The sequence below is a fragment of the Shinella sp. GW821-FHT11G07 genome, from assembly GCF_058808115.1.
In genome coordinates this window covers 76,786-95,860 of sequence record NZ_JBXARJ010000022.1, presented here as the reverse complement: position 1 = coordinate 95,860, position 19,075 = coordinate 76,786, and the positions used below count along the sequence as shown (strand labels likewise).

At 61.3% G+C, this 19,075-nt stretch carries 15 protein-coding genes; 9 read left to right on the top strand and 6 right to left on the bottom strand.

The genetic code is table 11. From position 1 onward, the window contains the following. The first annotated feature begins 117 nt into the window (after positions 1–117). The 3 genes from AC1RT2_RS29795 to AC1RT2_RS29785 all read left to right on the top strand — a co-directional run bounded on the left by AC1RT2_RS29795 (position 118) and on the right by AC1RT2_RS29785 (position 4,762). Positions 118–402: a GNAT family N-acetyltransferase gene (locus AC1RT2_RS29795; protein WP_493107802.1), complete on the top strand. Its 285-nt coding sequence runs from the start codon at positions 118–120 to the stop codon at positions 400–402. Positions 403–803: 401 nt separating this feature from the next. Continuing rightward, the gene (gene mprF / locus AC1RT2_RS29790; protein ID WP_493107801.1) at positions 804–3,395 is read left to right on the top strand and encodes a bifunctional lysylphosphatidylglycerol flippase/synthetase MprF; all 2,592 of its coding nucleotides are present in this window, start codon (positions 804–806) and stop codon (positions 3,393–3,395) included. After that, positions 3,392–4,762: a virulence factor family protein gene (locus AC1RT2_RS29785; protein WP_493107799.1), complete on the top strand. Its 1,371-nt coding sequence runs from the start codon at positions 3,392–3,394 to the stop codon at positions 4,760–4,762. Before mprF ends, AC1RT2_RS29785 begins: the two co-directional genes overlap by 4 nt. 1,113 nt (positions 4,763–5,875) lie before the next feature. On the opposite strand, the gene AC1RT2_RS29780 is transcribed toward AC1RT2_RS29785, so the two are convergent. The 4 genes from AC1RT2_RS29780 to AC1RT2_RS29765 all read right to left on the bottom strand — a co-directional run bounded on the left by AC1RT2_RS29780 (position 5,876) and on the right by AC1RT2_RS29765 (position 8,676). Then, the gene (locus AC1RT2_RS29780; protein WP_493107797.1) at positions 5,876–6,565 is read right to left on the bottom strand and encodes an MOSC domain-containing protein; all 690 of its coding nucleotides are present in this window, start codon (positions 6,563–6,565) and stop codon (positions 5,876–5,878) included. Then, on the bottom strand, positions 6,562–7,119 hold the full coding sequence (locus AC1RT2_RS29775; protein ID WP_493107796.1) for a redoxin family protein: 558 nt from the start codon (positions 7,117–7,119) through the stop codon (positions 6,562–6,564). The genes AC1RT2_RS29780 and AC1RT2_RS29775 overlap by 4 nt, the downstream gene beginning before the upstream one ends. Before the next feature lie 157 nt (positions 7,120–7,276). Then, complete coding sequence (locus AC1RT2_RS29770) at positions 7,277–7,993, bottom strand: hypothetical protein (protein WP_493107794.1); 717 nt, start codon at positions 7,991–7,993, stop codon at positions 7,277–7,279. Between the two features lie 35 nt (positions 7,994–8,028). Next, positions 8,029–8,676 carry a MarR family winged helix-turn-helix transcriptional regulator gene (locus tag AC1RT2_RS29765; RefSeq protein WP_493107792.1) on the bottom strand — a complete coding sequence of 216 codons (648 nt, stop codon included), beginning with the start codon at positions 8,674–8,676 and terminating at the stop codon, positions 8,029–8,031. Positions 8,677–8,935: 259 nt separating this feature from the next. Between AC1RT2_RS29765 and AC1RT2_RS29760 the strand changes: the two genes are divergently transcribed. Continuing rightward, positions 8,936–9,793 carry a LysR family transcriptional regulator gene (locus AC1RT2_RS29760; RefSeq protein ID WP_493107790.1) on the top strand — a complete coding sequence of 286 codons (858 nt, stop codon included), beginning with the start codon at positions 8,936–8,938 and terminating at the stop codon, positions 9,791–9,793. A 7-nt stretch (positions 9,794–9,800) separates the two neighbouring features. Here the strand turns inward: AC1RT2_RS29760 and AC1RT2_RS29755 are convergent, their stop codons facing one another. Both AC1RT2_RS29755 and AC1RT2_RS29750 read right to left on the bottom strand, forming a co-directional pair. Beyond that, on the bottom strand, positions 9,801–10,757 hold the full coding sequence (locus tag AC1RT2_RS29755) for an HD-GYP domain-containing protein (RefSeq protein WP_493107787.1): 957 nt from the start codon (positions 10,755–10,757) through the stop codon (positions 9,801–9,803). Further along, positions 10,754–12,112, bottom strand: coding sequence for a GGDEF domain-containing protein (locus tag AC1RT2_RS29750; RefSeq protein WP_493107785.1), 1,359 nt, complete (start codon positions 12,110–12,112; stop codon positions 10,754–10,756). Before AC1RT2_RS29750 ends, AC1RT2_RS29755 begins: the two co-directional genes overlap by 4 nt. Here AC1RT2_RS29750 and AC1RT2_RS29745 point away from each other — a divergent pair. The 5 genes from AC1RT2_RS29745 (at position 12,095) to AC1RT2_RS29725 (ending at position 19,065) form a co-directional block, all read left to right on the top strand. Further along, a complete protein-coding gene (locus AC1RT2_RS29745) occupies positions 12,095–12,646 on the top strand; it encodes a hypothetical protein (RefSeq protein WP_493107783.1) in 552 nt (183 codons plus the stop codon). The two genes, AC1RT2_RS29750 and AC1RT2_RS29745, sit on opposite strands and share 18 nt — an antisense overlap. 380 nt (positions 12,647–13,026) lie before the next feature. Next, complete coding sequence (locus AC1RT2_RS29740; protein WP_493107781.1) at positions 13,027–14,943, top strand: methyl-accepting chemotaxis protein; 1,917 nt, start codon at positions 13,027–13,029, stop codon at positions 14,941–14,943. A gap of 85 nt (positions 14,944–15,028) precedes the next feature. After that, the gene (locus tag AC1RT2_RS29735) at positions 15,029–15,265 is read left to right on the top strand and encodes a hypothetical protein (RefSeq protein ID WP_493107779.1); all 237 of its coding nucleotides are present in this window, start codon (positions 15,029–15,031) and stop codon (positions 15,263–15,265) included. 106 nt (positions 15,266–15,371) lie between these two features. Next, positions 15,372–17,792, top strand: a complete 2,421-nt coding sequence (locus AC1RT2_RS29730) for a bifunctional diguanylate cyclase/phosphodiesterase (protein ID WP_493107777.1) — start codon at positions 15,372–15,374, stop codon at positions 17,790–17,792. 352 nt (positions 17,793–18,144) lie between these two features. Continuing rightward, the gene (locus AC1RT2_RS29725; protein ID WP_493107775.1) at positions 18,145–19,065 is read left to right on the top strand and encodes a cation diffusion facilitator family transporter; all 921 of its coding nucleotides are present in this window, start codon (positions 18,145–18,147) and stop codon (positions 19,063–19,065) included. The last annotated feature ends 10 nt before the right edge of the window (positions 19,066–19,075 follow it).

Sequence of the window (19,075 nt, the reverse complement as noted above, 5' to 3'; positions counted from 1 at the left end):
ATCAAAATCTCCTCATGCATATTGCCGAGAAAATTCTACTTTTGAACCCGATTAGTGCGCGGGAGGATTACCAGCTCTTGAAACGGCCTTGTTAGCCAACTGTTCCATCCAGTGTGCTTGCCGCATAAAGAAGGACCAGAACCAATCCACATTGCGGCATATATCGGCGAGCATTTGGTAAGCCCGTCGGCCTTCTGGATCGGCACGCAGATTTGGTGCGGCAAGTATAACGAGGTGGACAACGCCTTTCGCAGTCAAGGCATCGGGGGCAAGCTTATGGCGTGGGTTGAACAGGAGGGGGAGCGAACCGAATGCGCTGTGACCCGCATCGCCATGGTGCTGGGCAAGGTGCGCACACATCGCTTCTACGTAGAAAATGGCTACTTCGATGACGGGTGTTGATGGTGAAAGCCTTGAGCCGTGGTGCGGAAGAATTTCCGGAATATACCGCTCGGCGCCTCTAAGGGTCTCTTCAGTACCGATAGAGTCCGGTGTGCCTATCTGTGCCGCATTACATTGACTGTCCGTCCTCAGATCATTTACCTCGGATTGGATCGCGGATCAGCGAACTGCCGGCCTCGTCTTGGGATGATGTTGTGATGCTGCAAGAGCCGTTGTTGGATGGTTTGTCGTTTGATCTTGCCGCGTCGTGCGATAGTGGTCTAGACTCCGTCGACCGTGTGTCCGCTGGGTGCCCACTTTCGTGCTTTGCTTGCATCTTATTTCTGGCTGCGCGAAATTTGTCCGATATTTGCCATATCCGCAGCTAGGATGCGGCTCCGTCAGCTCAGTTCGAGTGGAACATGAAGAAGCGTGTGGTTGCCGAAGATCATTCGTCGCGGTTCGTCCGACTTCTCCTGACATATCGGCTCTATGTCCTCGGGGCAGCGAGCCTCTTCGTCTTCGCTCTCGTCGCCTTCGCCATTTACCGGCTGACGGCGGAGGTGCGCTACGAGGAGGTGCTGGCAGTACTTTCGGCCACCTCCTGGAGCGCCATTGCGCTCGCGGTGCTGTTCACCGGTCTCAGCTTCCTCGCGCTGGTCTTTTACGACGCCAACGCGCTCGACCATATCGGCCGCCGTATACCCCTCCTTACAGTCGCCGTGACGGCCTTCATGGCCTATGCGGTCGGCAATACGGTGGGTTTCGGGCCGCTCAGCGGCGGAGCGATCCGCTTCCGGGCCTATTCCCGCCTTGGCTTGGCCCCTGGCGAGATCGCCCGCGTCATTGCCTTCGTGACACTCGCCTTCGGTCTTGGTCTGCTTTCCGTCAGCGCGCTGGCGGCGCTCGCCGTCGCCCCGCGTGTGGCCAGCATTCTCGGCGTCGATGCTCTGTGGCTGCGCGTCATAGCGCTGCTGATCCTCGCTGCGCTGGTCGGCGTATTCTATATCGGCCGCAACGGGCATGTGATCAGCCTCAAAGGCTTTCAGCTTCTGTTGCCGGACAGCCGCACCGCCTCCCGCCAGTTCCTCGTCTCAGCCTTCGATATCGCAGCCGCCGCCTCGGTGCTCTACGTGCTGCTGCCCGATACCCATGTCGGTTGGCCGACCTTTCTTGCCGTCTATGCGGTGGCGATCGGCTTCGGCGTGCTCAGCCACGTTCCAGCCGGTCTTGGCGTCTTCGAGGCGGTCATCATAGCGGGGCTTTCCAATGCCATCAGCATCGACCAGCTGCTAGGTAGTCTCGTGCTTTACCGGCTGGTCTACTATGTGCTGCCGTTGTTGTTTGCGACCGTGCTGCTGCTGGTCACCGAGATGCGGCAGCTTGCGCTGAAGCCTGGCGTCGCCGAGGCCGCGCAGCTTGCCGGCAAGCTCGCCCCGGCATTGATCGCCACGCTCTCGCTGGTGCTCGGCACCATGCTGATCTTTTCGAGCGTGGTGCCGACGCCTAACTCGGATCTCGATTTCCTGTCGAGTTACCTGCCGTTGCCGATCGTCGAGGGCGCACATTTCCTGTCGAGCCTGCTCGGCCTGCTGTTGATCGTCGCCGCCCGTGGGCTTGGACAGCGGCTGGACGGCGCCTGGTGGGTGGCGCTGGCAGGCGCATCGGTCGCCTTCGCCTTCGCCTTCCTCAAGGCCATAGCCGTCTTCGAGGCGGGGCTGCTTGTGTTGTTCATCGTTGCGCTGCTCGCCAATGCCCGTGCCTTCGACCGGCATTCCTCGCTGCTCCGGCAGGCGCTCGGACCGTCCTGGCTTGCCGCCATCGCGGTCATCATCGTCACCGCGACGCTTATCCTGCTCTTCGTCTACCGGGATACAGACTATGCGCATGAACTTTGGTGGCAGTTCGAGTTTTCGGAAGAAGCCCCGCGCGGCCTGCGTGCCCTGCTGGGGCTTGCCATAGCCTCGTCGGCGCTTGCGCTATTCAGCTTGCTGCGGCCGGCGCATTTCCGCACGGAAGGCCCGACGCCGGAGGAGTTGGTGCAAGCGGCCACCATCACAATGGGCCAGGATTTCGCCGATGCCAATCTCGTGCGCATGGGCGACAAGCGGTTGTTGTTTTCGCCTTCAGAGAAATCCTACATCATGTATGGCATTCACGGTCGCTCCTGGATCGCGCTCGCCGACCCGATTGGTCTGCAAGAGGAATTCGCTGAACTCGTCTGGCAGTTTGTCGGCGCGGCGCGGGCAGGCGGGGGGCGTGCGGCCTTTTACCAGATCTCTCCGGCCCTGCTTTCGGCCTGCGCCGATGTGGGGTTGCGCGCCTTCAAGCTTGGAGAACTAGCCATCATCGAACTGGCACAGTTCGAGATGAAGGGCAGCCGTTTCGCCAATCTGCGGCAATCCTACAATCGCGGCCAGCGCGATGGCCTCTCCTTCACCGTCGTACCGCCTGGTGAGGTCGCCGCGATCCTACCCGATCTCCAGGCGGTATCCGATGGTTGGCTCGATCACCACAATACCAAGGAAAAGACCTTTTCGCTCGGCGCCTTCGACGGTGCCTATGTAATGGCGCAACCCGTCGCCGTGGTGTGGCTGGACAATCGGATCGTCGCCTTTGCCACGTTGATGGTGACGGACACCAAGGCGGAAGCGACCGTTGACCTGATGCGTTTTGCCCCCCAGGCCCCGAAGGGCACGATGGACTTCCTCTTCGCCAGCATCCTCGAATACCTTCGCACCGAGGGCTATCGACAGTTCAATCTGGGCATGGCGCCACTGTCAGGCATGGCGCAACGCGAGGCCGCTCCCGTCTGGGATCGTGTCGGTGGGGCTCTGTTCGAGCACGGTGAACGCTTCTACAACTTCAAGGGCCTGCGCGCCTTCAAGTCGAAGTTCCACCCACGCTGGGAGCCGCGTTACCTTGCCGTATCGAATGCCACCGGCGCGGCACTCGCCCTGATGGACGTAACCTTCCTGATCGGCGGGGGTGTCAAAGGAGTGATTTCCAAATGAAGGTTTTTTGCCCTCTCGCGCTTGCCATCCTTTTCTCCTGCGTGGCACCCCGCTTTACCGTCGCGCAGGAGAACAGCAAAACCTTTGCTACCGGTATGATCCCCGCTGACCACATCCTGCTACCGGATGGCGCCCCCGGTGCGAGCGTCTTTCTGATCTCGGATGCAGAGGGCTGGGGATCCGAGGAGGACAGGCAAGCCGCGAATCTCGTTGCAAAAGGCGCGGCCGTGATCGGTATTGATTTTCCGTCCTATCTCAAGGCCCTGCAGGCCGATGACGGCGACTGTGTCTATATGATTTCCGATGTCGAATCGCTCGCCCATCAAGTCCAGCGCGCCAGAGGGGCGACGAGCTACAATCCACCCATCGTCGCCGGCATCGGCGAGGGGGGAGCGCTGGCGCTCGCCATGATCGCCCAGAGCCCTGCCGCCACGCTTGGCGAGGCCATCGCCGTCGATCCTGTGGCCGGGATCCCGCTCGACAAGGTTCTCTGCACGCCCGCCTCCAAGACGAAGGCGGATGGGCGAACAATGTATGGTTTCTCCGATGGGCCGTTGCCCGCACCCGTGACCGTGTTCTTCACCGATAAGGCGCAGCAAGCGGGTCGCGATCACGTCGCCGCGCTGAAACAGGCGCATGCCGATATCGACGTGCGGGATGAAACAGCCTCGGCTCTGGACACCTTGGCGCAATCGGTAGCCGACCGGGTCGATGCCGCTGGTGATACGGACGGTCCGCTCGGCCTGCCGCTCGCCATCCTCAAAGCTGCGCCTGCCTTTGACACGATGGCGGTGGTCTATTCGGGGGATGGCGGCTGGCGCGACATCGACAAGCAGGTGGCGGGTGCGCTGCAACAACGCGGCATTCCTGTCATCGGCGTGGACTCCTTGCGGTACTTCTGGTCCGAGCGCAAACCGCAGGAGACGGCGGACGATCTTTCCCGTATCATCGGGGCCTTCCGCAAGGAGTGGAACGTCAAACACGTCCTGCTCGTCGGTTATTCCTTTGGCGCGGACATCCTGCCGGCAACCTACAACCTGCTTTCGCCTGAGAACCGAGCCCGGGTGCCACAGCTCACCCTCATGGCGCTCTCCCATCAGGTCGACTACGAAATCTCCGTATCCGGCTGGCTCGGTGTTGCGGGTGAAGGGGCGGGCGGCGATCCCGTCGACGACATCGCCAGGATAGACCCCAAACGCGTGCAATGCATTTCCGGTACGGAGGAGGATGACGACCCTTGCCCGACGCTCAAATCCTCCGGTGTGGAGGCGATTGCTATCAATGGGGGGCATCATTTCGATGGTGACTACGAAGGCCTTGCCGATCGGATCGTCAACGGGCTCAAGGCGCGGCTTGAGGCAAACTAAGCCCAGTCCCGCCACTTGACGCTAAAGATTACAAATCGATCATGGAGGTCGGAGTTCCTCCGATCGAAGCAGATACAGGTACGCCTTTGAATGGAAAGCGGTTTCTCATGGCAGTGCTCGAGATGGAATTCCTCGATCCGGGCGATACTTTGGCAAAAAGGCCTGCTGAAACTTTATTTAATTGTAAGACGACCCAGACCGATGGGCGGGCCTATAGATGCCGCCGGCAGAAGGGAACCGCGATGCTACGACACCGGACAGCCTGAAGGGAAGCATTGCCTCCCCGTTTATCGAGGATACGCATCATGCTCTCGACATTCAAAACCGTCGCCTTCGCCACAATCGCGCTCTCGCTTGCCACCGTTGGCGCTTTCGCCACCAGCCGGCATGAAAGACACGAGGGCTTCAGGGGCTAGATGGACGGATACGATTGCGGACCTCACGTCAAGACGACTCCGGTCGTCATGATGCAGGCACCGGTCTACAAACCGCGCCTCAACCAGGTTCTCGCCGGGGTCCAGGCGGCCGTCGCGCGGATTGATCGGGACCGGGCTATGCACAGGCATTCGGCTAGCGCCGCGCACGAGTCTCGATTGTGTACGTGACCAACCCTGCCCGGCAGAAGCCGGGAAGGGTTGGTCCATCGTCCGGCCGTTTCGCGACAGCCGTAATCTACGATGGCTTTTGTTTCGCATCCAGTCTGGTCGCGTTAGCTTACTCCCGCGGCCGAGACGCCATAGGGGTAGTATCCCGTTGTTCCATCAAAGTCCGGACAAGGCGTTTGCCGTGACGCGGGCAGTTCTGCCGGTCACGGTCTTCCACTGCGTTACGTCGTGGATTCGATGAATGTAGGAGCAGATCAAAATCCCGCGCTAAGTTCGAACCGACGATGAACATCATGCATCCCGGAGAAGGCTCGATTTTGTGTTCCAGGCGTTGCTTCTGCCGCTGCAGGCTTCGCAGGAACAATTTGGTTCTGCTAACTTGCGCGTGAAGTGCACCGGCTTTGCCGGAGACCGCGATTCATGAGCAGCAACGTCTATGACAATAAAGACGGTGGATAAATTCTCTCCTGAAGTCCGCGCTCGCAAAGGCGAGCGGCCCCGCGCAAGTTCAGGTGGAGCCGGTTAAGCGTTTCGTCCAGTCCTCGACCCGGTTGCTTTCCAGGCGGCGGGCGGCGTGGCTGCGCCAGCTGTCGGCAAGGCACTCGAGCGCGGCGATGCCGGCCAGCTCCGAGTGGTTGAGCGGATCGATGTAGAAGGCACGCCAGATGCGCGTCAGCGTCCATTCCGGCGCACGACGCTCATGCAGGATAAGGCGGTCGGCGGGCGAGACGGTGCCGGGTGTGAGCACCCGGTAATACCAGCCGGTTCGTCCGGTCGACTGCACCAGGCGCGCCATCTCCGTTCGGCCGAAGCGCTCGTTCAGCTTCCAGCAGGGCTGCCGCCCCTGGCTGACCTCAAGGACCGTGGTGCCGAGCTCGAAGACATCCCCGATCGCCACCATGCTCTCCGTCAGCCCGACCGTCGAGAGGTTCTCGCCGAAGGCGCCGGGGCCGGCAAGAAGCGGATGCGGCCCGAGATCGCTCGTCCACTCGGCATAGTGTTCGAAGGGGTAGTGGTGCACGGCCTTTTCCAGCCCGCCATGCCGCACCGTATCGCCCTGCATGTCGCCAATGAGACCGGTCTTGGTCAGAGCAAGCGCATGGTCGACCGGCGATTTCACGATGCCGCTCGGCATGCCGCGTGCACCCAGCGGCGCGACGCTGCCGATGCCCAGGCTGAGCAATGCGACTTCCGTCATGGCGTGACAACCGACGGTGTCGGTATGGCGCAGCGGCCATCGGTGCAGGTGCCATCCTCGGCTGCGACGGACTGCACCGGGGGAGCGGAAATTGCCATGGCGATCCGTGCTCCGACGGCGATGTCATCCTCCACGCCGAAAGCCTGGTGCAGGATGGTGCCGTCCCGCCCGATCAGCACGGAGGAGGGTGTTCCGCGCAGCCCGAAGCGCTGCATCGTCACCGGAATATTCGATCCCTCTTCGGCCTTGTCGATGCCGACCGGGGATTTCAGCCGGTACTCGTAGAGGAATGCCTTGAGGGTGACCGGCGACATGGCTGCATGGTGTTCGAAGACCGTGTGGATGCCGAGGACCTGCAGATCCGTCTGGGCGAAGACGCGCTCGATGCGCTGGACCTGCGGAATGGCCTGCGCCACGCAGCCGGGGCAGAGGAGCTGGAAACTGTGCAGGAAGACCGGCCGCCCTCGCAGGCCGGCGAGTGTCAGTGGGATCGGTGTGTTGAACCATTCGCTGATCGCGAGTTCCGGGGCAAGTGGCGTCTCAGGCGTGGTCATGGTCACCTCCCGCTATATGATGACAACGGCCGGGCCGGGCGTGCCCGTTGCATTGCAGGGACCTGTGAGGGTAAATCTCGGCATGTTCTTTCCTTTCATTTGCCTGGAGGGGAGGAATGGCCGGTCTGGCAATGGCAGTTGCCGGACCGGCACGGGGTCATTTGGCCGGCACGACCTTGCCGGGCAGGCTGAGATCACCCGAGGCCACCTTGAACACGTTGCTGACGCACAGCAGCGGCGCATGCAGGTTGCCGTTGACCTTCAGACCCGCCGTCACGCCGTCGAATGAAGCACCCTTGATGCCGCCGATCAGCGAGAGGGGAATGGCCACATCCACCGTATCGCCCTTGAAGCTGGTCGGATATTCCGGGCTGTCGATGAGCAGCGGAACGCCGGGCCAGGTCTCCGGCACCTTCGGCTTGGTACCTTCGGGGATGTCGATCACCTTGAGGCCGCCGCCACAGGCCTTGTCCTGTGCCAGCACCACCCAGTGCGGATGCCAGACATGGCGGTTCTTGCCCCCCTTGGCCGCATCGTCGAAATCCGGGTGGAAAGTGACGGCGAGCGCGACGATGCCCTGGCCCTTGTCGAAGCCGATCTCGCCACTGTCGAGACTCGTCGGCCAGACATAGGCATAGACACTGGAGCCCTCGAACTTGCCCGTCGCATCGGGCTTGTCCTTGCCCGCCTCGCCGCGCACGCGGGTGGTGAAGATCGCGCTATCACCTTTGGTGACGATCGTCGTCTCGATGATGTCGAACGCAGCCTCTAGCGCCTCGGCGGGCTCTGCCTTGATGGAATGGGCGGAGGCTGTCGTCAGCCACAGCAAGGCCGTTCCGGCGGCGAGGGCGCCGGTTGCAAATCTGCCGAACATGATGGTCTTCCTTTCGTTTGCCTGGAGGGTCGGAACTATCCCGCTTGAAAAGCATCCCAGGTGGCAGCCCGGGATGCGGGATCGGCTTCATCGTGATCGCGGCAATCGACGCGCAACGCGCGTTGGCCGAAGGCGGCGTCGACGAAATGACAATGATGGGGGCGTGTGGTATCCGCATGCGCAAAGGGCGAGAAGTGGCGACAGGTCACGCACATGCGCTGGACGGGGATAGCCCCCGCCACTTGCAGATGCCGGATCATCTTGACGAGGGTGAGGAGGAGTTCTTCCTGCTCGCGTTCATCGAGCGCGCCAAGGGCCTCGACGGCAAGGCCATCACCGGTGTCCGAGGCGGCAAGGGCTGCAAGGCCCGCCGCCGTAGACACCACGCGCACCGCGCGCCGGTCGCTCGCCTCCGGCCGCTTCTCCAGATAGGCCTTGCGCTCCAGGGCATTGATCGAATCCGTCGCCGTCGGCTGCGAAACGCCGAGATGGGCTGCGATCTCGCGCACGCCAAGGCCGTCCACCCCGCGGCCTTCCAGCAGCGTCAGGATGGCAAGCTGCGTCGGGTTGAGCCCACTCGCCTTCGACCGGTTCCATTCGTCGATGCGCATGGCCATGCCGACGCGGGAAAGGCCTTCGCGAAGGCGTTCGGTGATGGAATGTGAGTCTGTGGGCGTCTCCATGGGGGGAATATATATAGGAGTCCTATATAATATCAAGGCCGCAAAAAATAAACTCGGGACGGAACGAGAACCGTTCAGAATCGCGCACCAAGGTCAAACGAAGTGGCAACGTTTAGTTGATTTCAACTGTTGAGTTGTATTATCGAATATTTGCAATAAGCCCTGAAAAATATGGGGTTTTTTGCGGTGGCATATTGTGAGCCTTCATTGTCCGATGCACTCTGTTTCTGACTTCTGCGGTGAGAGGTCGGAAGGACGTATGATGCACTACAATATTCGTTCTTTGCAGGTGTTCGAGTGTGTTTACCGGCATGCATCCTTGATGGGTGCAGCACGCGAACTCGGCATAACGTCCAGCGCCATCAGCCATCAACTCCGGGGTTTGCGCGCGCAGATCGGCGAAGAACTCTTCGTCAAGCAAGGGCGCAAGATTGCCTTTACCGACCGCGGACGGCAGATTGCTGAAAGCCTGAAGTATGCGTTCTCCGAGATCGATTCTTCTGTTCGCAACGGTATTGCTGCCTCCAATCGTTTTCTGCGTGTGACGATGTGCAGCTGCTTCGGACTCGGTTGGTTCATTCCCCTGTTGAATGCCACCGAACAGGAGGCCTGGCGCAGTTGTCTGCGAGTGAAGATGTATGCCGGAGAAACCGACATCAGCGACAGCATTGCCGACGTGTTCTTTTCCACCACGCCCCTGAAGGCGGGATATTGGTCGGCTAAAATGTTCGATGAGACTCTGGTCGCTGTGGCCAGCGAAGCAAGAGGTGGACAGCAGCTCATCACGCATGAGGTCGAAGAGGCGAGCTTCGGCGAGGACTGGTCTGCGTACTCCCGAACGGCCGGCAGCCTGTGGCCGTCTCCGTTTGAACGATCTGCACTGATCGGCTCTAGTCACTACATCTTCGGGCTTGAAATGGCGATGGCAGGCGTTGGTGTCGCGCTGGTTCCGGATTTTCTGGCAGAACACAAGTTGAAGGAGGGACGCGTCATCCTGAGTTCAAGCCATCGGATGCCCTCCGGGCGCGCCTACTACATGAACATAAAACATGCCCGGCGCCATGAGCCGCTGATCGACGAGTTCTGTTCCTGGGTGCTCAAGGTCGCGCGCCGGTAGGGCGTGGCTAAGGTCCGAAGTTCCCGGCAAGCTGAGACAGGAAGATCTTGAGGAGTGCCGCATCGAAATGCCCGTCGGAGCTCTTCATCATATCGATGGTCTCGCGCTGCGACCAGGCGCGCTTGTAGGGGCGTATTGTCGTCATCGCCTCGTAGACATCGCAGATCGCTGCCATGCGCGCGGCGAGCGGAATTGCCTCGCCGGCTAGCCGGTCGGGATAGCCTCGCCCGTCGTATCGCTCGTGATGGTGGAGGCAGATGTCGAGCGCCGTACGCGAGACGCCGTCGATCCGTTGCAGCATGTCGAAACCTTGCCGTGGATGCGCGCGGATCAACGCGAGTTCCGGCGGGGTCAGACTGCCGGTCTTGGCGAGGATGGCGACGGGGATCACGGTCTTGCCGATATCGTGCAGAAGGCCGCCCAACGCTAGTTCCCGCACCGTCGTTTCATCGAAGCCGAGGCGGCGGCCGAAACAGGTGAGGAGCGTGCTGACGGCAAGCGAGTGCAGGTAGGTGACCTGGTCCCTGTCCTTCAGCCGGGACATGGCGATAAGGGCTGCGGCATTGTCCAGGGCGGCCGACATGATCTGGTCGACGGCGAGCGTCGCATGTTCCAACCGCGCGACCCCGTTCATGCGAGCTTCAGCGATTATGTTTCTGACAAGCGGGGTTGTCTCGGCAAGCGTCCTTTCTGCCTGCTCCAGCTCTCGGGGGGAAAAAGAGCGCAGCAGCCGTTCCCGCTCGTGTTCTCCCGCGTGGTCACGACACGATGCGGTCGCGATGTCGACGCCCTTCTCGGTGTCAATGAGCAGGCTGAGAGTGCGACTGCTGAAGACCCTCTCCAGTTCTTCGCCGGAGAGGATGACGAAACAGCCGGACGGGGTGGACCCTTCCAGCGGTGAATGTTCGAGCTCGTGCACGAACATCCCGATCCTGGCTTCATGCACACGGATGCGCTTCTTCATGGCAAGGCCCTTACTCGGGAAAGGGAGGGCAGGGCGTGTCTCCGGCCCGCGAGAAAGTGCTCGTCGCCGTCGCCGGCGCAAACCTGATTGCGTCCCTGCGCCTTGGCGTTATAGAGCCGTCGGTCCGCGGTCGCGAGAACCTCGCTCCATTCGATGGCTGTGCCTGGCATGCGGATGCACAGGCCGATGCTGGCAGTGACGGAAATGGGCGGTTCGTGTTCTACTGTCATGGCCGCTACGCCGCGGCGCAGCCGCTCGGCGATTTCAACCGCCTGCGTGCCACCGCTGAGATCGAGGATGATGAGGAATTCCTCTCCACCGAAGCGCGCCACCACATCGGTGCTGCGCAAGGTGCGCTTCATCTGGTCGGCCGTTGCCTTCAGCACGAGGTCGCCGACCGCGTGGCCATGCGTGTCGTTGATGCGCTTGAAGTGGTCGAGATCGACGATCAGCACGCCAAGCGGCCAATCATTGGTATCGGAATCGCGCATGCGGACGGTGGCGAGCTCCTCTACGGTCCTTCGGTTGAGCAATTGTGTTAGCGGGTCGTGCTCGGAGAGGAAGCGCAGAGTCTCCGTCAGGCGCTGCTGCTCCTGCTCCATCAGTTTTTTTTCAAGCAGCTGCCCGTGCAGGATGGCAAGCCCCTCAAAAATCTCCTCCAACTCTCGGCTCGCGCGTGGTCCCCGTCGTGTCCCGTCGAAATTATCGGCCGCGAGCGCCAGGATTTGGTTGCGTGCCGAAAGCAGGGGCGCAAAGAGCAGACGGCGCGCAGCCAGCGCAAATCCGAGCAGGAGGCAACAAATCATGGCGAAGGATGTCACGCCTGTTAAAAGTGCATGACGCGCATCGCTCGCGCGACGTTGCGCGCTTTCGATGGTTGCCCGAATTATTTGCGAGCGCAGCTCGTCAGGGGCTTTCAGGCCGCGGACATAGCGGTCCGTGAATGTCTTGGCGGAGATGTCCTGTCCAGTTGCCGAGAGGTGGAGCACCTCGTCGAGATAGGGCAGCGAACCGAGGAAGTAGCTTCGGTTGGTCATTTCGACCGCCGCCTGCACTTCCGGCGCCTTTAGATGGGCAGGCGCATAGAGCCGGAGATCGTGCCACAGGAGTTCCAGCTTCGCCCGTATCGCGTTCATGGCCGCCCGCTCGTCCTCGGCGGTTTTCGCGCCGGCGAGGATGAGCACGGTGTGGGAGCCGAGGCGACCAGTCATCTCCCTGAGAGCACCGGCCGCGTTGAGTAGCAGGATTTCTGCGGAAAGATTTTGCGTTCTCGCGGCGATCTCGCTGCCGAGCCGGTCGCGCAGGTTAAATGCGTGATCTGCGCTGCGGAAAAGGGCATGTACGGCCGCCGCCACCTTGTCGGGATTCCGCTCTTCGGGCGGAAAGGTGGCAACCTTGTCGACGACGGCGCGGGCGCTGCGGAGATGGGCTTTCAGAAGGGCATAGTCTTTGGAATAGCGGCCGTTTTGCGAGAGTTCTTCATGATAGGCTTCTCTCATCTCGGCGAGGCGGCCATCGGTTTCGGCGCGTTTCTGACGCAGGGCCTCGATGACGGCGGGGCCGCGACTGGTCATGGCATTGTTGGAGGGGCCTCGTTCCGAGGAGATGGCACTGACCGCCATAAGGATAAGCTCGTAGCGGGCGAGTTCCTCCGCTTCCGCTTGTGCCTCCCGGCGCAACTTCTGGGCCTGGCCGAGAAAATGGATAGCGATGACGGCACAGCACAGCAGAATGCCGCCGCCTGCACCAAAAAGAATATGTTTCAAGCCAATCGAGAATTTCCGTACTGGATGGCCAGTCATTCACAACTCCGCACCTGCATGCCGCGTCCGTATGGCCGCGGTACAGCATGTCGGCGTTTCCTTGAGAAGTTGACAAAAGATAGGTGAATTTACCTCATGGCTTGAGCCAATTGCCGGAAATCGAGGGCTTTGGTGTGGAAAAAGCGCAGTGACGGGGTTCACAGCAGTACAATGGATAAAGAAAATGATGAGGTCAGCTCAACATGGAGAATATAATTCATTCGTCTTTGTGGCGCGCAATATGTTCCTAGCAACCTGTGGTAATTATTTATGATTAGTTTCGTATTTAATTGCGAATTAACAATTTTCCGTAATATTACTTTAGTCGATTAACCTGCATGCCATGACGGCATTCTTACATCAGCCATGAAAAGTGTGCGAAGCCGGCTCTGCTCGCTGCCAGCGAGGCCGTGTCTTGATGAGACGGGTGCGACGTCAATCCGGTCCACGCCACCCAAGAGGCAGACATGTCCATTTTGCAAAATGCCAAGATCATGACGAAGGTGCTGACGCCGCTCATCGTGCTGAGCGCCATCACCGTCGCCAGTATTCTTTATCTGTCGCTGAATTATCTCAAAGCTGATGCGAGCTACAGCGAGTTCATCGCGAGCGACAACAAGGCGACGCTGTTAATGGCTAGAGCCAATACCAGCGTCCACACGGTCGCCTACATCACTTACAAAGTGATCGTCTATGACCAAAGCTCTCCAGAAATGGCGGGCCTTAAAGAAAGCTATGCAGAGAATGTTAAGACGGCGATGGAGCGGTTCGAGGGTGCCAAAAAATACTTCCCGGAAGGAAGCGCGGATATTCAGGGCTTCATCGACACGGCCAAAGCCATTTTCCGAGAGCTGGACAGAGCTGTCGAGTATGCGTCAAATAACAGGAACGACGAAGCAATCGCCATCCTCGCGAAGCAAGATCTGGAGATTATCAAGCTCAGGAAAGGTATTGTTGCCTGGGTCGACAAGGGCATGGCATCCGTCGATGCACAATCGGACCAGTTGACCGCCGATGCTCATTTCACGGTGGATATGTCGCTGGCGGTTCTCGGCGCCGTTCTTCTCGCCGCGATCGCAGCCTCCTTGGCGGTAACGGTGTATGGCATCACGCGACCGGTCAATGCGCTGCGCCAGCGAATGCTGTCGCTTGCCGAGGGCGAGACGCAGCAACCGGTCTTCGGGCTGACCCGCAAGGACGAAGTCGGTCAGATGGCGTCCGCCGTTGCCGTCTTCCGCGACAATGCCGTTGAGCGTATCCGGCTCGAGCAGGAGTCGGAAGCGGGCCGCAGCCTTTCTGAAAGCGAACGCCTGGAGCGGGAAAAGCAGAAGGCGCAGGAGGCCGCAACGATCCAGGGGGCTGTCGACGCCCTCGCCGCCGGCCTCGTACACCTCTCCAACGGTGACATGACCTATCGCATTGAGCAGCCTTTTGGCCTCAACCTCGATGGCCTGCGCGGCAACTTCAACACGTCGATGATCAAGCTGCAATCCACCCTGCAGCGCGTCGAGGAAAGCACACGCAGCATCAATGCCGGCGCGCAGGAAATGCGCTCGGGCGCTGACGACCTCGCTCGCCGCACCGAGCAGCAAGCGGCTTCGGTCGAGGAGACGGCCGCCGCGCTGGAGGAAATCACCACGGCCGTCAAGGATTCCGCCCGCCGGGCCGAGGAGGCGGGTACGTTGGTCGCTCGGACGCGGGAAGGGGCCGAACGTTCGGGTGTGGTTGTCCGCGATGCGGTCGAGGCCATGCAGCTCATCGAGAAATCGTCGGGTGAGATCACCAATATCATCAGTGTCATTGACGAGATCGCCTTCCAGACGAACCTGCTGGCGCTGAATGCCGGTGTCGAGGCGGCGCGTGCGGGAGAGGCGGGCAAGGGCTTTGCGGTCGTGGCGCAGGAAGTGCGCGAACTCGCCCAGCGGTCGGCCGCCGCCGCCAAGGATATCAAGAACCTGATCGGTGCCTCCAGCCACCAGGTACAGGCCGGTGTGCACAAGGTGCGTGAGACCGGCGCGGCCCTCGGCACGATCGCGACGGAGGTGCAGGAGATCAACCGCAACGTCATGGCCATCGTCGAGGCGGCGCGGGAACAGTCGATCGGTCTTGGGGAGATCAACACCGCGGTGAACGCGATGGATCAGGGCACGCAGCAGAACGCCGCGATGGTCGAGCAAACGACCGCCGCGACGCACAGCCTCTCCACCGATGTTTCAGCGCTGACGCAGCTGCTGGCTCAGTTCAAGCTGCAGGACCGTGGTGCGGCGTCCGCTGTCACTGCCCAGGCCCCTCATGCTGTGGTGAAGGCTTCTGCACCTCGCGCTCTTGTCCGCAAAGTAGCAAACGCATTCTCAGGCTCCGCAGCATTCGCCAAAGCTCCATAAGGCGACAGCTGGGAGGAGTTCTGAGCGGCCGGGGGGTGGCCTCCCGCCCCCCGGCCACGTCCTTCGCCGACTTCAGGAGATTGCAGTGTCCAACGTCCTTGCCTTTCCCACCCTCCGGCCGGTTTCCGTCGACAGGAGCGATATCTTCGATGAAGCCGAGATTCAGGCTTTCGTCTTGCGCAATTCGGTGTGCAAGCCCGAACGCGTGCAGGATCTGAGGTACAAGCTGCTACTTGCAACGGAGGCGGCCGGGCTGCTTCGGCATCTGGTCGACACGATCCGGCTCGATCTGGATCTGGATAAAATCGAGGGGCATTCCTGAGCCGGGACACAGCACTCCCTTTCCGGCGAAGGCTGGGGCGGGAAGTGCATCGACGACCTGGATATCGGCTGTCGTGCCGCCCAGAGTGATAATGGAGTTCTTGGCAATGCTGACTGTCTACAACTGCCTCGTGAACGAGCATGATCTTCGCCTCGTTGTTCTCGCCGGGTTGGTCTGCACCCTGGCATCGTTTTCGGCGATCAATCTCCTGCACCATGTGGTTCGGACGGAAGGCAGGCTTCGGGCGGTGTGGCTGTGGGTGGCCGCCATGGCCACGGGGTTTGGCATATGGGCGACCCATTTCATCGCGATGCTCGCGTTCTCGCCGGCTATGCCGACCGGCTACAACATCACGCTGACGGCGGCCTCGCTTGTAGCCGCGATCCTGCTGACCCGTCTTGGCCTTTCCATCGTGCTGGCCGCAATCCGCTTTGCCCGGTGGTGCGGGGGCGCGGTCGTCGGTGGCGGGATTGCCGTCATGCATTATACCGGCATGGCCGCCTTCGAGATCCCCGGCCGTATAGAATGGGATCCGCTGCTCGTCGTCGCCTCGATTGTGCTCGGCACGACGATCGGCGCGCTCGCCTTGCCCGTCGGCCTGCGGGATCGCACGAAGAAGGCGCTCGCAGGTGGAACATTGCTGCTGACTGTCGCCATTGTCAGCCATCACTTCACCGCCATGGGGGCGGCCGTGATCGTGCCCGACCCGCGCTTCGACGTCTCACCCATGGCCATTCCGGCGGGTTGGCTGGCGGTGCTGGTCTCGGTTGCGGCCCTCACGATCCTGCTGTTGACTTTTGCCGGGCTCGCGCTGGATGTTCGCGATCGCCGATTGGCCGAAAGGCAGGCAGAGCGCATGCGCGGTCTTGCCAATGCCGCCTTCGAAGGCCTGCTGGTCTGCCAGCGCGGTGCCATCGTTTCAGCCAACGCCAGTTTCGAACTGCTCGCCGGCCGCACAGAGGATGAGCTGGCCGGAACCGATCTTGCGACATTCCTGCCGGAGGAGGCCGCGCGCCGCCAATTGGCGGAAAAGCCGAATGTTGCCTTCGAGACATGGTTATGCGCGGCTGATGGCACCATGATCGATGTCGAGGTGATCTCGCGGCCGATCGGTCTTTCGAATGAGACGCATACGGCGATCGCCGTTCGCGATCTGCGTGCGCACAAGAAGGCGGAAAACAGCATCCATTTTCTAGCTCACCACGATACCTTGACGGGGCTTGCCAACCGCAACAGTTTCAATACGAAACTCGATGAGCTGATTGCCGCCCACCAGCCGGATGGTCCTATGAGCGGTACACATCTGGCCGTGCTCTGCCTCGACCTCGATCGCTTCAAGGAGGTCAACGACCTCTTCGGCCACGCCGCTGGCGACAGGCTCCTGCAGAAGGTGGCACAAGTCGCTTCGAAGGTTCTGCGCAAGGGCCAGCTAATGGCGCGGCTCGGCGGCGATGAATTCGCCATCATCGCGCCCGGCCTCAGCAATCCCGCGCAAGCCGGCCGGATCGCCGAAAGCATTCTCGATTTCCTGCGAGCGGAAAACGAGAATGCCGCCACCACCGAGGGCCTGATTTCGACGAGTATCGGCATCGCCATCTTCCCTGCGGATGCGATAGACCGCACCTCGCTCATGAGCCATGCCGATACCGCGCTTTATCGTGCGAAAGCCGACGGGAGAGGCACCTATCGGTTCTTCGAAACGACGATGGGTGATCAGGTGCGCGAACGTCGGCGCATCGAGCACGATCTCCGGCATGCGATCGTGCGCGGTGAACTGTCGCTTGTCTACCAGCCCCAGGCACGCACGGCCGACCGCGAAATCGTAGGTTTCGAGGCACTGCTGCGCTGGTACAGCCGTGAACGCGGCCGCATCGGGCCGGACGTGTTCATTCCCATCGCGGAGGAATGCGGGCTGATCCTGCCTATCGGCGAATGGGTGTTGCGCGAAGCCTGCCGGGAGGCTGCGGGCTGGGCGCGTCCGCTCGGCATTGCCGTGAACGTCTCGCCGGTTCAGCTTCATAGCGCCCATTTTGCGCAGTTGGTCCACGAGATACTCCTTGAGACCGGCCTGTCGCCCGACCGCCTGGAGCTGGAAATCACGGAAACGGCTCTCATCCGTGATTTCAACCGCGCTCTCGCTACCCTACGCCTGCTGAAAAACCTTGGCGTTCGGATCGCGATGGATGATTTCGGAACCGGCTATTCCTCCCTTTCCAACCTGCGGGCGTTTCCCTTCGACAAGATCAAGATCGATGCTTCGTTCATCCGCTCGGTCGATGGAAACGGAGAGGCGGCGACGATCGTGCGCGCTGTCCTTGGGCTGGGGAGGGGGCTCAAGCTGCCCGTTCTCGCGGAAGGTGTCGAAACGGCCGGAGAGCTGGCCTTCCTCAGCTCCGAGGAATGCCAGGAGGTGCAGGGTTATCTCTTGGGCAGGCCTCAACCAATCGAGGACTTCGGGCTGTATACCGGGTCCTTCACGGGCGACATTTCGTCAGGTTTCGCCCGATTGGCGCAAGGTAAGAGTTAGGTGTCAGCGAGCCTCGAACATTGCAGATGGTGAGCGGCAGTGGGCGAAACCGCCGGCGTCCAAGCCGTAATCGAAAGGCACGGTCAGCGCTCCAAATCCCTTCAAGGCGGCCGTAAACGAGAATGCCTGCCGCAATCATGTTCAAGTGTGTGTCGTGCGTCTCCGGTTTCGACGGTCGAGCCGTTGTACGCGGCTTCACATCACAACAGCGGCGACAATCGGCAACCTTCTACGGCATTTGGACACCCGTGCGCCATCCGGTGGGCATACTCATGGCACCGGTTGACGACGGCGTGGACCCGCGGCAGTTTCCGTCAATGCAGCCATGAACGGGAAACGGGATGTCGAGAGTATGAGCAGTGATGCGAGGCATGCCCATTCGGACGGCGACCACGATCATGGGGCCGAGGTGACGCCATCGAACGAACGGCGGATCCGTCTTGTCTTCATCCTCACGGCCAGCTACGCCCTCGTGCAGGCGGTCGGAGGCTGGCTTGCCGGGTCGCTTGCCCTGATCGCGGACGCCGGGCACATGGTTTCGGATTCGGCGGCGCTCTTGCTGGCCTTGATCGCCTATCGCGTTGCACGCTGGCCCGTCGATGCGCAGCGGACCTATGGGTTTCACCGCGTGCGGGTTCTCGCCGCCCTTGCCAATGGCGCAACACTGCTGCTGCTGGTCGTCTGGATCGCGTGGGAGGCCGTGCAGCGGATCAACGAGCCCGCGGAAATCCTTGCCGGCCCCATGCTGGTTGTCGCTGTCATCGGCCTCGGGGTGAACCTGATCGGCGCCTATGCCTTGTGGACCGGCAACAGCGGCGACAGCAATCTGCGCGGAGCGCTCCTGCACGTCATCGGGGACCTGTTGGGATCGGTCGGCGCGATTGCAGCGGCGGTCGGTATCATGCTGACAGGCTGGAGTATTCTCGATCCGATCCTGTCGGTGCTCGTCGCCGGCCTCGTCATCCGGTCGGCCTGGGGGCTCGTTGTCGATTCCATTCGCGTCCTCCTGCAGGCAACGCCGAAAGGCATCCGCGCGGATGACATAGAAGCGAGCTTGCGGAGCCTTCCAGGCGTGTCAGGAGCCGGCCACTTTCACGCCTGGACACTGACCGACGAGAGCATCGTCGCGACGGTCCATGTCAGTCCCGCCGCGGGAGTCGATCCCCTATCGCTGCCGCCGGTGATCGCCGCCTGGCTCAAGGCGAAGGGGAACATCGATCACGTCACGGTGCAGGTGGATCCGCCGGGTGCGCTTGTCGCCCGGCACGAGTGACCGGGCCGCG